Source organism: Mycolicibacterium chengduense, assembly GCF_033741155.1.
Taxonomy (GTDB): domain Bacteria; phylum Actinomycetota; class Actinomycetes; order Mycobacteriales; family Mycobacteriaceae; genus Mycobacterium.
Genome location: NZ_JAWQNH010000009.1, coordinates 68062 through 80661, shown reverse-complemented (window position 1 = coordinate 80661; position 12600 = coordinate 68062). Strand labels below are relative to the sequence as shown.

16 protein-coding genes are annotated in these 12600 nt (G+C 68.0%); 7 read left to right on the top strand and 9 right to left on the bottom strand.

Annotation, left to right across the window (positions count from 1 at the left end; translation table 11 throughout):
• From SBI67_RS27305 to SBI67_RS27280, 6 genes are all read left to right on the top strand, one after another.
• Positions 1–183: a DUF2273 domain-containing protein gene (locus SBI67_RS27305; RefSeq protein ID WP_318983577.1), complete on the top strand. Its 183-nt coding sequence runs from the start codon at positions 1–3 to the stop codon at positions 181–183.
• A 1-nt stretch (position 184) separates the two neighbouring features.
• Positions 185–943: a hypothetical protein gene (locus tag SBI67_RS27300; protein ID WP_318983576.1), complete on the top strand. Its 759-nt coding sequence runs from the start codon at positions 185–187 to the stop codon at positions 941–943.
• Positions 940–1494 (top strand): Asp23/Gls24 family envelope stress response protein, encoded by a 555-nt coding sequence (locus SBI67_RS27295; RefSeq protein ID WP_318983575.1) that lies wholly within the window; start codon positions 940–942, stop codon positions 1492–1494. Before SBI67_RS27300 ends, SBI67_RS27295 begins: the two co-directional genes overlap by 4 nt.
• Before the next feature lie 99 nt (positions 1495–1593).
• Positions 1594–1806: a CsbD family protein gene (locus SBI67_RS27290; RefSeq protein WP_318983574.1), complete on the top strand. Its 213-nt coding sequence runs from the start codon at positions 1594–1596 to the stop codon at positions 1804–1806.
• A gap of 152 nt (positions 1807–1958) precedes the next feature.
• Positions 1959–2564, top strand: a complete 606-nt coding sequence (locus SBI67_RS27285) for a TetR/AcrR family transcriptional regulator (RefSeq protein WP_318983573.1) — start codon at positions 1959–1961, stop codon at positions 2562–2564.
• A gap of 138 nt (positions 2565–2702) precedes the next feature.
• Entirely contained in the window at positions 2703–3290 is a 588-nt protein-coding gene (locus SBI67_RS27280; protein ID WP_318983572.1) for a DUF308 domain-containing protein, read from the top strand.
• Here SBI67_RS27280 and SBI67_RS27275 read toward each other — a convergent pair whose 3' ends face one another.
• The 4 genes from SBI67_RS27275 to SBI67_RS27260 form a co-directional block, all read right to left on the bottom strand.
• Positions 3291–4871 (bottom strand): Na+/H+ antiporter, encoded by a 1581-nt coding sequence (locus SBI67_RS27275; RefSeq protein ID WP_318983571.1) that lies wholly within the window; start codon positions 4869–4871, stop codon positions 3291–3293.
• 42 nt (positions 4872–4913) lie between these two features.
• Entirely contained in the window at positions 4914–5312 is a 399-nt protein-coding gene (locus tag SBI67_RS27270; RefSeq protein WP_318983570.1) for an STAS domain-containing protein, read from the bottom strand.
• A 150-nt stretch (positions 5313–5462) separates the two neighbouring features.
• Positions 5463–6416, bottom strand: coding sequence for a helix-turn-helix transcriptional regulator (locus tag SBI67_RS27265; RefSeq protein ID WP_318983569.1), 954 nt, complete (start codon positions 6414–6416; stop codon positions 5463–5465).
• Positions 6417–6470: 54 nt separating this feature from the next.
• Entirely contained in the window at positions 6471–7064 is a 594-nt protein-coding gene (locus tag SBI67_RS27260; RefSeq protein WP_318983568.1) for a hypothetical protein, read from the bottom strand.
• A 128-nt stretch (positions 7065–7192) separates the two neighbouring features.
• On the opposite strand from SBI67_RS27260, the gene SBI67_RS27255 reads away from it, so the two are divergent.
• Entirely contained in the window at positions 7193–7342 is a 150-nt protein-coding gene (locus tag SBI67_RS27255) for a hypothetical protein (RefSeq protein WP_318983567.1), read from the top strand.
• 138 nt (positions 7343–7480) lie between these two features.
• Here the strand turns inward: SBI67_RS27255 and SBI67_RS27250 are convergent, their stop codons facing one another.
• The 5 genes from SBI67_RS27250 to SBI67_RS27230 are packed head-to-tail and all read right to left on the bottom strand — an operon-like array spanning position 7481 to position 12571.
• Positions 7481–8569: an NADH:flavin oxidoreductase/NADH oxidase gene (locus SBI67_RS27250; protein ID WP_318983566.1), complete on the bottom strand. Its 1089-nt coding sequence runs from the start codon at positions 8567–8569 to the stop codon at positions 7481–7483.
• Positions 8566–9546 (bottom strand): amidohydrolase family protein, encoded by a 981-nt coding sequence (locus SBI67_RS27245; protein ID WP_318983565.1) that lies wholly within the window; start codon positions 9544–9546, stop codon positions 8566–8568. Before SBI67_RS27245 ends, SBI67_RS27250 begins: the two co-directional genes overlap by 4 nt.
• The gene (locus SBI67_RS27240; RefSeq protein WP_318983564.1) at positions 9543–9980 is read right to left on the bottom strand and encodes a cupin domain-containing protein; all 438 of its coding nucleotides are present in this window, start codon (positions 9978–9980) and stop codon (positions 9543–9545) included. Before SBI67_RS27240 ends, SBI67_RS27245 begins: the two co-directional genes overlap by 4 nt.
• A 27-nt stretch (positions 9981–10007) precedes the next feature.
• Entirely contained in the window at positions 10008–11207 is a 1200-nt protein-coding gene (locus SBI67_RS27235) for an FAD binding domain-containing protein (protein WP_318983563.1), read from the bottom strand.
• Complete coding sequence (locus SBI67_RS27230) at positions 11204–12571, bottom strand: MFS transporter (protein WP_318983562.1); 1368 nt, start codon at positions 12569–12571, stop codon at positions 11204–11206. Before SBI67_RS27230 ends, SBI67_RS27235 begins: the two co-directional genes overlap by 4 nt.
• Positions 12572–12600: the final 29 nt, after the last annotated feature.

Genomic DNA, 12600 nt, shown 5'->3' with positions numbered 1-12600 from the left:
ATGAGCGGAAACTATGTTGTCACAGGACTTTTCGCAGGTCTCTTACTGGCGCTCGCTGCGATCACCGGCAGTCTTGGCGGGTTCCTGTTGGCATTGGTCTTGGGCGCCGTCGGAGCGGCCGTCGGAGCGCACCTGGACGGCACCATCGACCTGACCGCGCTCGCTCGCCGCGAGGGGCGCTGAGATGACCACCGACGTGGTGGCGCGCCCCGACGTACCGACCCAGCGGGGACGGACCATCGTCGCGGACACGGTGTGTCGCCGACTCGTGGAACGCACCGTGCTGGCGGTGCCGGGTGTGACGACGCACCGGACGCTGGTCCCGGGGCGCACCCTGCCCGCCGTCACCGTCGGCGGGTCCCAGGATGCCCGCCGGATCCAGGTCGATATCGCGGCCGCCTGGCCGATAGAAGGCGCGGCGCTGATCGGCTCGGTGCGTTCTGCGGTGGAGCGTGAGCTCACCACGTCCTTGGGCTCGCCGCCGGAACACGTCGAGGTTCGGATTGCCCGCGTCGACGCCGTCCGCAGTCCAGCCCAGGTGGCCGACATGTACGCCGGTGAGCTGGACGAGGAGCAAAAAGAGTTGCCGCCCAACGCTCGTCGGCTGGCGCCAAGGGCGATGGCGGCGTCCACGGTGAGCGCGGTGGCGATCACCATGGCGCTCATCGCGCTCGGAGTGATCGCCGTTCACGACGTGGTCGCCGGTGGCCCGGACTGGGTCGCGGCGGTGTGCACATGGGTCGCCGACCAGCACTGGCAATGGTGGTGGTGGCCGGCAGCCGCCCTCGCCGCGCTGACCGGTCTGGTGCTGATCGTGGTGGCGATCAAGCCGCGCCGGCGCACCCACGTCCCGGTGGGCGATGCGGTGTGGGTGCACCGATCGATGGTCGAGTCCTACCGAGGTGCAGCAGGAGCAGAACGAGCAGAGGGAGCAACGCCATGACGCCGACACTGCGGTTCTTCGACCGTTTACTGACCGGGCTGGTCGGAGTGCTCCTGATGGGTGGGGCAGCGTGGATCATCGGCTACGCCGTGCATTACCGCCCAGCGCGGGAAGCGGCAGGTCGGATCGACAAGGCGGCCATCGCGGATCTGCCGAATGCCTCATGGTGGCAGGTCGCTGAGGCGGCTGCCGGGGTGGCACTCATCGTCGTCGGGGCATGGTTGCTGCTTGCGCACCTGCGGTCGTCTGCGGTGCGGACCATTCCGGCCGGTCTCGGCGCGGTCGACCTGACCCGGCTCGCGGATGCGGCAGCCGAGGACCTGAGCCGGCATCCCGATGTGCAGTCGGCGAAAGCGACCACCGTCACCGTGCACCGGAAGCCGGTCGTGCGCATCACGGTCGGGGTGACCAACGCAACCCCCGCCGAGCTCGTCCGCCGGCTGGCCCGCCGGTGTGGCGCCGACATCCGGCGTGCCGCAGGCAACGACGTCCAGTTCCAGCTTCTGGTCAAACCCGTACCCGCCGACAAGGCGCGTCGGGTCCTGACCTGAGGCCCCAGGTGTCCGGCGCGACCGAGGGGAATGCGTCGGTCGAAATAACAACGAGCAGAACATCATCGGATGGCTGCCGTGGATGAAAGGAAGATCGCGATGGGAATCGCAGACGATGCCAAGAACAAGGTCCAGGACCTCAAGGGTCAGGCCAAGGAAACGGTCGGCTCGGCCACCGGTGACTCCGACCTGGAAGCCGAGGGCCAACTCGACCAGGCCGTCGCCGCGGTCAAGGACCACATTGCCGACGTGGCGGACAAGGTCAAGGACGGTGTCGAGGCCGTCAAGGACAAGCTGACCGGCAACTCGTAATCGAGCGCGACAAGGGTGGTACCGGGCTGCTCCCGGTACCACCCTTTTTCGTCCGCGAGAGGGTTGTCCCCCTCGCGTCCTCCGGTGCGACCTCCGGCGGGGCTCTGCACCACCACTTGCTTGATCTACCTACCAGAAGGTAGGTTGAGTGCATGTCGAGCACCGTGCCCACCGCCGAGGCGATTCTCCGGTGCGCGCGTTCCGCCATCATCGCCGGTGGCTACAACGGTTTCAGTTACGCCGATATCGCCGCAGTCGTCGGCATCCGTAAGGCCAGCATCCATCATCACTTCCCGACAAAGGTCGACCTCGTCCGAACCCTCGTGAAGCAGTACCGCGCGGAGGCCGAGGCGGGAATCGCCCATATCGAGCGCAATCATCCGGACCCGCGCGACCAACTCCGCGGTTATCTCGGCTTCTGGGAGTCGTGCATCGGAGAGCCCGAAAGTAGTTACTGCCTTTGTGCATTGCTGGCAACGCAGATCCCCGTTCTTCCCGACGAGATCGTGCTCGAGCTGCGCTCCTACTTCCGTCATCTCTCTGCCTGGCTGACGTCCGTGCTGGAACGCGGCGCCCGTCACGGCACGTTCGCCTTGATGCATGACGCCCACACCGAAGCCGAAGCGTTGATGGCCGCCGTTCACGGCGCCATGCTCTCGGCGCGTGCCTACGGCGACCCCCACGCGTTCGCCGCGGTCACCCAGCCGGTCCTCGAGCGCCTGTGCACACCACCATCGACGACGAACCGGTCCAACTGAACCGATCTACCGATAGGTAGACAAACCTACCGGAGCGCATTCAGCGGCTTCGGGTGACCCGCCGTGGGCGGGTGCGGCACGAGCGGAGCGAGGCTGTTCCTCGCTCACGTCGTTCGTGCTTCCTGAGATGGAGGAGAGATGATGACCGAAACCGTTGGTGAAACGCGGCAGGCCGCTGGCGACGACAGTTGGCTGAAGCGTTATTACTTTGTCCGAGCGGCATTTTCGATCGTCTGGGTGGGCGCTGCCGTCGGCCTGGCCGACAGCGCGATGGCCGTGGTTGCGGCGCTTCTGCTGATCTACCCGGCATGGGACGCGGTTGCCAACGCGGTGGACGCCCGGCGCAATGGGGGCCTGCGGAGTAATCCGACACAGACGTTCAACATGCTGGTGAGCTCGGTGACCACCATTGCCGTCGCAGTCGCATTGACGTCGAGCATGAACGACGTGCTGCGCGTATTCGGTGTGTGGGCTTCGCTGTCCGGTCTGCTGCAATTGGCCACCGCCGTGCGCCGGTGGAAGACCCACGGGGCGCAGTGGCCGATGATCATCAGCGGCATCCAGTCGACGGCCGCCGGGGTCAGCTTCGTGATCAAAGCGGGCGCACCCGTCGCGCCGCACGTGGACGCCATCGCACCATATGCGGCCTTCGGTGCGTTTTACTTCCTGATTTCGGCGATCTGGCTGGCGGTCACGCAGGCCCGCCGTCGTCGCATCAGTGGTTAGTCACCCCTCCAGCCGGGACTCCTCCAGATCCAGATCGCGCAGCACGCGGTTGAGCACCTCGTTGGACAGTCGGCCCTCCCCGCGCATGGTGAGCAGAGCCTGGCGTTGCGCCTGCAGTACCAGCCGGACCATCTGCTGGTAGGAGCCCGATCGGTCCTCGTAGCCGTCGTCCTCGATCTTGCCCAACCGGGCGGCGAAACGGCGCATCCGGTATTCGTACAGTCCGCGCATCCGTTGCACGGTGTCTTCGCGCGCCCAGTCCTCATCGGCCAGCAGGTCGATCTGCGCGATCGCCGCCTTGGACGCCACCAGTCTGGCCCGCACTTCCTCATCGGTGTCGGCTTCGTCGTCGACCGGATTCAGCCGGCGGATGAGGGTCGGCAGGGTGAGACCCTGCACCACGAGGGTGAAGAAGATGACGGCGAAGGTCAGGAACAGGATGAGGTCGCGCAGCGGGAAGGGGGCGGAGTCGGTGGACAGCGGGATCGCCAGCGCGACGGCGAGCGACACGGCACCCCGCATACCGCTCCAGGCGGTGATCAATTGCCATGGCGCAGAACGCGGTCCGGCCCGCGGCCGGGGCCGGCGCGCCAGCAGGCCGGTGACAGCCGGGGCGGCGCAGAACCACAGCAGCCGTACCAGGATGACGGTCCCGGCCGCGGCAAGCGCATACAGCGCCAGCGCCGGTAGCGCATAGTTGTCCAGCCCGGCGATGATGGCATGCAGTTGCAACCCGGTCAGGGCGAAAAGGGTTGCGTTGACCAGGAAGTCGACGATGTCCCAGACGAAGTAGCCCTGCAGCCGCGGACCTGCGTCGAGCACCTCGGGGCTGCGGATGGCCATGAAGATACCTGCGGTGACGGTGGCCAGCACCCCGGACGCGCCTAGCGCCTGCGCCGGCAGGAACGCCGCGTACCCGGTGAGCAGCGAGATGGTCACACTGATCTGGGTGTCGGTGATCCGTTCCCGGATCCAGGCCGACATCCAGCCCACCGCCAGCCCGACGGCAACCCCGCCGATGACGCCCAGCGCGAAGTTCAGCCCCGCATCGGCGAAGGCGAAGCTGCCCGCGACCGTGGCCGCCACCGCCACGCGGTAGGCGACCAGCGCGGTGGCGTCGTTGAACAGCCCTTCCCCTTCGATATCGCTGACCAGTCGGCGGGGCACGTCGAGCCGGTGCATGATCGCGGTGGCGGCCACCGGGTCGGTGGGTGACACGATCGCGCCCAGCACGAAGGCGACCTGCCAGCTCATCCCGGGGATGACCAGATGCGCCGCGCAGGCCACCGCGGTCATGGTGACCAGGACCAGCACCACCGAGTTCAGGGTCAAGCCACGGACATTGCTGCGGAAATCGCCGAAATTGGCGTAGATCGACGACTTGTAGAGCAGCGGCGGCAGGAACAGGGCCAGCACCAGTTCGGGATCGAGCCGGATATCGGGCAGGCCCGGAATGAACCCGAAGGCGGCGCCGCCGAGCACCAGCATGATCGGATAGGGCACCGACAGCCGGCAGGCCAACGCCCCGAGGATGGCGACCGCTGCCAGCAGCCCGGTGACCACGACATCGAGGTGACTCACCCCATTACCTTCTGCGCAACTACCCGCAGAAGCAAAAGGAAACTAGGCCGCTACGGCGGCCAGCGCACGGTCCAGCGCGGCGAACACCTTCACGATGTCGGCGACGCCGATCAGCTTCAGGGGCCGGCTGGTGGCGGGGCCGTCGGCCACCACCGCGAATCGTTGCTCGGGAGAAAGGGTTTCGTTGGTCTGGATCAGTAGCCCCATACCGACCGACGCGAGGAAGTCCACCTGGCTGAGGTCGACGATGAGCGCCGCGGGCGATTCCCCGGTCGCAACGGTGATCGCCTCCTGCACGTGGGAGACGGTCAAGGTGTCCACCGTGCCGGCGACCGCCACGACGTGTGTCGTGCCCACTCGGCGGTGGGTGACGGTGCAGCCGGCGCTCGACGTAGAACTCGACACCGAGCCCGGTGTCGACTGCGTCGGCCGATCGCTCATCCATACCTCCAGGTGCTCGATACGCGCTTGTCTTGAGTGTGTCCGACCATAGGGTCACGGGCCGCCCGGCACCTGCCGGGATTCGCTGAACGGGCCAAATCATGCGTTTTCGCGCATCCCCGCGCCAGGCCGGTCGGGGTGCGGATCGAGCTAGCCGCGCAGTGTCTGCTGCGGCGATCGGCCATAGGCCGCCCGGTAGTACCCGGCGAAGCGGCTGGCGTGCGGAAATCCCCAACGTGCGGCGATGCTCGCCACGCTGTCGGACATCGGGTCGGCGCGGACCAGGTCCTCGTGGGCGCGGTGCAGGCGCACCGTGCGCAGATAACTCATCGGCGTGCAATTCAGGTGCCGGCGGAACACCAGCTGCAACGTGCGCGGCGAGACGTAGACCTGACGGGCGATATCGTGCACCGAAAGGTCCACGTGCGCGTGGTCGTCGATATACGAGATCGCCCGGCGCAACAGGACCGGACTGCCGGCGTCCCGGCGGTCGACTGCCGTGGGGTCGGTGACCGCGTTGTTGGGGAACGCGGCCAACGTCGCCGCGGCCAGGTGGGTCGAGGCGGTACCGACCACCAGCGCCGACGTGCGGGCGTGTTCGTCGGACAGCACGAAATCACGGAGGTAGTCGATGAACGAACTGAGCCGGTGCGCGGCCTGCACCGAGACGGGCCGGTGCCCGGTGAGCCGGACCGGTTCCGAGCGCGCCGACCCGTCGGCGGCCGCGACCCGGTTGAACAGATCGGGATCGAACCCGGTCAGGTCGTAGGTGGCCCGGCACACCTGGCCCGAGTACGGCAACTCAGGTGGTGAATAGAGCGTGAGGTCGCCAGGGGCGAACACGTCGGCGGGCTCGCCGATGAAGTTCTCGTTGATGTGGCCGTCGCGGACGCGGCACAGGATGATCCGGCCGAGCGGATCGGCGTCGTAGCTCATGTCGTAGGTGAACGACAGCTCGTCATAACTGAGCGATCCCAGCCACCGGCGCGAGATCGCGGTGTGGGCGTCCGGGCTGCTGCTCGCGATCGTCATCTTGGTGTAGGCGCGGACGAGAAAGTCCTCGGTCTCGCCGACATCGCTGCTCGCGAAGTCCAGATCGATCATGGCCCACCTCCACTGGCCACGGCGGACCTGCCTTCGACGCTACGCGGTGAACCGTCAGATGCAGGGACGGAAGAACGCGAACTTGACCGGCAGGCAGTTCTGGAACAGCTTGGGCATCCCGATCTTGGGCAGCCCGACCTTCGGCATGCCGGGAGACGGCAGCGCCTGGGCCGCATTCGCCACCGCCGACAGGCCACCGATCCCCGGGGGCGTGACACCGCCGCCGCCGTTCAACAACAGGCCCGCGAAGTACAGCGCGTTGGCCGTATCGGCCACACCGCCGGAGATGCTGGTGGGAATGTCGATCGCCGAGTTGACGATGCTGTTCACGTTGTTGAGCGTGCCCGGCAGGCGACGTACCTGGTCCAGGGTCTGCCCGGCGTTGCTCCACTGCTCGGGCGTGACGTGGGCGATGGCGGGCGCCTCGGCCTTACGCAACGCCTCCACCAGTCCACTGCGGCAGGCGCCGGTGTCCGCGTCGCGCACCTGACCCTTCTTGCAGGTCACCGGCGCGCAATTGCCGTTGAACTCGGTTTGGCCCTCGCCGCAGGCCGCGGCGCTGGGCGCAGCGGTGATCACGGAGACGGCGGCCAACGGGGTGAAGGCGGCCAGCGCGGCCGCGGCGAAGCGGCTTCTCGACATCTGCACGGGTCGTCGTCCTCAATATGGCGTAGCGAATGATCCCTAGCGAGTCTAGCCCAGCAACCGCGCCGGCGGTTGCCGCTGTCGAAACGCACGCTATTGTTCCAGCGCAACCGACCGTAGGGGAGAGTCCAGTGCCAGAACCAGAGCAGCAGCTGACGTTCGGACAGAAAGTCAAGCTCGGCGGCCAGGCCGCGGTGGCATTGGCCCGTAACCCCAAGGCCGTGGTCGCGCTCGTCAAGTACAAGCTCGCCGAGCGGAAATCGGGGAACGGAGCAAACTGACCCGGCCGCCCCGGCGTGGCGAGCGCGGGGCCGGGGCCGACGTGTCGTCGAGCGCCGCGGCCGGCACCCCCCAGCACAGCACCTGGGCGAGGTTGGCTTGCAGCACCGCCAGGCCATCCGGCCCGCCGTTCGGCGGGGTCACGTGAACGCCCGGGTGTACTGCGGCGGGAACGGTAGGGCGACTCCGGCGTGTCGTGCGGCATCGCGCACCCAGTTGGGGTTGCGCAGCAGGCTGCGTCCCAAGAACACCGCGTCGGCATCACCGCCGGAGATGATCGCTTCGGCCTGCTCGGCGTCGGTGATCAGGCCGACGGAGGTGGTGGGGACATCCGCCTCGGCCCGGACCCGCTTGGCGAACGGGACCTGGTAGCCGGGCGCCACCGGGATCCTGGCATCGGGCACCGCACCACCGGTGGACACGTCGATCAGATCCACCCCCGCCGTCTTCAGTTCGGCGGCCAGCGCCACGGTGTCGGCGACGGTCCAGCCGGGACGCGGGTCGTCGGTGTCGCCGGCCAGCCAGTCGGTGGCCGACACCCGGAAGAACAGCGGCAGCTGGGCGGGCCACGCCTCCCGAACCGCGGTGGCCACCTGTAGTGCGAACCGCATCCGGTTGGCCGGCGATCCACCGTAGTCGTCGGTGCGTGTATTGGACACCGGCGACAGGAACTGGTGGATGAGATACCCGTGGGCACCGTGGATTTCCAGCACGCGGAACCCGGCGGCGGCCGCGCGCCGGGCCGCATCGGCGAACCCGGCCACGATGCGCTCGATGTCGGAGCGGTCCAGTTCGGCGGGAACCATGTTGCGGCCGAACGGAATCGGGCTCGGCGCGACTGTCGTCCAGGACTCCGGGGCCCGGGCGGGGTCCGGCCAGGGCCGGCCGGTGGATGCCTTGCGGCCGGCGTGCACGATCTGGATACCCGGTACGGCGCCATGATCGGCGATGAAACTCGCCAACCGGGCGAAACCGGGGATCTGCGCGTCGTTCCACAATCCCAGGTCATAGGCGCTGCTGCGGCCCACCGGATGCACGGCGGTGGCCTCCACCATGGCCAGTGCCACGCCGCCCACCACGCGGGCACCGAAGTGCTGCAGATGCCAATCGCTGGGGGTGCCGGCCTCGGGGCCGTCGACGACCGCGGAGAACTGCATCATCGGCGACATCCATGCCCGGTGGGCAAACGTGACATCCCGCAAGGTCAGCGGGGTGAACAGCGCCGTCATCGGTCCAACCCCAGAAACGCCCGCGCGGCCCGGGTCAAGGCCTGCTCGTCGGGCCCGTGCTTCACCGCGAACCGCACCGGATCAGCCTCGGCCATGTCGAACGGGTAGTCGCTGCCGCACACGACCTTGTCGGTGCCGGCGATCTTGCCCAGCAGCTCCAGCTGTGGTGCGTCATGGGTGACGGTGTCGAAGTACAAGTCGGTGACCACATGCGACGGCAGCCGGGTGCAGCCGCCGTGCGCGTCGGCGCGGGCGCGCCACCCGTGATCCCAGCGGCCCAACAACCCGGGCGCGCAGCCGCCGCCGTGCAGGAAGCAGATGCGCAGCGCGGGAAGCTCGTCCTTGAGACCGCTGAGCACCAGGTTGGCCACCGCGGTGGCGGTCTCGACCGGGTTCCCGATGAGGTTGGCCAGGTAGTAGTCGGCCCATTCGGGGCGACCGATCTGCATGGGGTGCACCAGGACGGCCAGGCCGAGGCGCGCGGCTTCGGTGACGATGTGCCGCAACACGCCCCGATGCAGGGAGCCGCCGTCGACCACCGGGGGAATCGCGACCCCGACCAGACCGTCGGTGCCGGCGATCGTGGTGAGCTGATCGGTGACCGACTGCGGGGTGCTCAGGCTGACGATGCCCAGCCCCAACAGCTTTCCGTCGGCGCGGGTCACCACCTCGGCCAGCGCGGCATTGAACGCGTGCGCGTAGTCGGTCCCGGCCGCGTCGGCACCGAGCGGAAACGCGAACGGCGGTGCCGAGAGAACCCGCACGCCCACCCCGGCGCGGGTCATGTCCTCGATGATCGCGACCTCGTCGCTCATCGCGTCGGTGACGATCGACAACGGCAGGTCACCGAGGTACAGCTGGCCGTCCCGGTCGTTCATCGGCCCGTAGGGCGCGCTCGGCGGCAACCCGAACAACGCCCGGGGCAGCCAGTGCGCGTGGACGTCGATGACACCGTCGGCGGGGGTTGTGGCGGTCATCGGGCGATGTCCAGGGCGGTGTTGGCGCTGTCGAGGTGTTCGACCGTGGTGAACACCAACTCGGTATCACCGATGTTCTCGATATCGTGCAGCAGGAATTCCCCTGGCCCGAAGTGGAAGTGCCGGGTCTCACCGGCCTGGTAGGAGACCTCGCGGACGGTTCCGTCGTGGGTGTGCTGGCGGCTGCGGCCGGCGTTGACGGCGGTCCAGAAGTAGTCCAGCACGTGCCGGTGCGCATGCCAGCGCTCGCCGGGTGCCAGCCGGATCTCCCAAACCCGCACCCGGGCATCGTGGCTCAGCAACCGGGAGCCGACGTTGCCGTCGAATGCGTGCTCGGCGAACTCGGTCTTGAGCCATTCGGGCCAGCTCTCGAAATCGGTGGCCACCAGTTCGCCGGCCAGCGGAAGGTCGGTCAGGTAGTTGTTGTCGGTCATGTCGAATCCTCTCGTAGACAGGGTTTTTCAGATTCCGGGGCCGTAGAGGCCGAACCGTAGGTCGGTATCACCGGGGATCCAGGTGTTGCGGAACTGGGAGCGTTCACCCATGTCGACGACCCGGCGCAGCAGTGAGTCGCTCAGTTGCAGTTGCGCGGGTTCCCACTTGGCCAAGGCCGAGACGATATCCCCGGACGCGGTCGACAGCGCATCGGCCAGCGCCCAGGCGTCGGCGGCAGCCTTGGCCGTCCCGGCCGCGGCGTGCGGCCGGGACGCGCATGCGGCGTCACCGATCAGTGCGGCCCGCCCGAGCGCCATCCGCGAGGACCGCACATCGGAAAGCACCTGCAGGTACGGGTGTTCGGTGGCGACCACGACGTCGGCCACCGCGGGGGCCAGCTGCGCTCTGGCCGCCGTGCGCAGCTCGTCGACGAAGCGGTCCTGCACCTGTCCCGGGTGCACGGAGACCGACCCGGTGAATCCCCTTTTGTCGGTGAGTAATTCGCTGAGCTGCGGGCCGGCCGGCACATTGCGGTACCACACGTAGTTCATCAGCCGGTCCGCTTCGTCCAGGCTCTGCTCGCCGGGGATGGGGTACATGGTGATGTGTGAATGCGGGATCACCGCGTAGGTGATGGAGTCCCGGAGCACGTCCTGTGTCGCCGGATCCAGGCTGCCCAGCGCGACGGTGCCGCGCCAGCCGACGTAGCCGGAGTAGGCGAGTGTCGCCTCCGGGTCGAAGTATTCCCGGGCGGGGGAGGTGATGCCGTCGGCGAACACCACCAGGTCGGCGGAGGCGGTCCGGCCGCTGACGAACCGGACCGTGACGGAATCGGCGTCCTGGTCGAATCCGCTGGCGAATTCGCCATAGTGGTAGTGCTCGGTGCCGAAATCGGCAAGCAGGGCGCGGTAGAACGTGCCCCACGAGGTGTAGGTCCACAGCGCCGGTTCACGGTGCACGACGGCCCCGCTGGGATCCAGGTACTGCACGTAGGCGGTGGCGGTGCGCAGGTCGGCCAGATCCTGGGAACTGCGCTCGGTGAACCACCGCACGGTGTCGGGTTGCAACACGATGCCACTACCGCGGCCGTCCAGCGGTGTGGCGGTGCGTTCGAAGACGTCGACCTGAAAACCGAGGTCGCGCAACAGCAGTGCGGTGGTGAGGCCGCCGATGGATCCGCCGACGACGATGGCCGACGCGGTGGAGTATGCGGACTGTCCGGTCATGATGGGCTCTTCTCGCTCAGGGGGACCGTGTGGTCCGAGGTGTGGTCCGGGGTCTCGTCCAGCGGCAGGGGCTCACCCTTGGTCTCCGTGGCGAAGGCGAGCCCGATGACGGCGATCAAGCCGACCGCCGATACCGAGGCCGTGGCGATGCCCAGATCACCGTCGAACCACGAGGAGGCGATGACGCCGGCGGTGAGCGGACCCAGCGCGGTGACATAGCGGCCGACACTGTTGCACACCGCCAGCGCGGTGGCTCGCACACTGGGCGGGAACAGTTCCGGGCCGTAGATGAAGGTGCCCGACAGCGCGCCGAACAGGCCGAAGCCCAGCAGTGGCATCGCGATGAGCACCTCGTCGAAACTGCGGTCGAACGGGAACGTCCACACCACGGCGGCGGCCGATACCGCGAAGCTGATCAGGAACGCCTTCTTGCGGCCGATACCGTCGGCGATGAATCCCCAGGTGGCGTATCCGATGATGCCGCCGGCGTTGAACAGCATTGCGGCGACGGCCACCCGGTGGTCGGCGACGTCTTTGGGCAACTGCTCGGCGATGGTCATCTGCCGGATGATCTGCGGGTACCAGGTCGACACGCTCCAGAACGCGATGAGGGCTCCGGTGGCCAGTGCGGTGCACACCAGCATGGGGTGCAGCAGCGGCGGGCTGACCAGCCGGCGCAGCACGAACCGGTCGTGATCGGGCTTGCGTCCGAGCGCTTTACGTTCCTTGCGGGCCTCCAGGTGGGCGCCGATCTCGGGCGGTTCGGGAACGTAGCGGCGGATGAACCAGACCACCAACGCCGGGATCCCGGCGAGCAGCATCATGGCGCGCCACCCGTGATCGCCCAGCAGCGCGTAGGCCGCGGCGGCCATGAAGAACCCGGCGGCGTAGCCGGCCATCATCACCCCGCCGGCGCGGGCCCGGAACCGGTTACGCCAGGTCTCGGCGATCAGTGCCGCACCGACGGGTGCCTCGACACCGGAGCCGAGGCCGGCGATGAAGCGCAGCACTCCCAGTTGCCACCAAGTGTCGGCGAAGATGGCCAGCGCACTGAAGACGGCGTAGGTGAGGATGCCGATGGACAGCACCCGGGTCCGACCGAAGTAGTCGGCAAGCATGCCGAACAGGATTCCTCCGGTGGCCCAGCCGATGAGGAACAGGGCCACGGTCATACCGCCGTAGAAGCCGATGGCGGCGCCGTCGGTGGCGATCCCGCTGTGCGGCAACAGCTCGGTCATGGCCGGACCCAGCACCAGGACGTAGAGGCTGCCGGCGAAGCCGTCCAGTCCCCAGCCCAGGGTGGTGCCCGCCAGGACGAGCCATTGTGTTCGGGTGATGTCGTGATACCAACGTCCGGGGGACATGCGAGAGCCTTTCGGTGACGGGTGGGGGG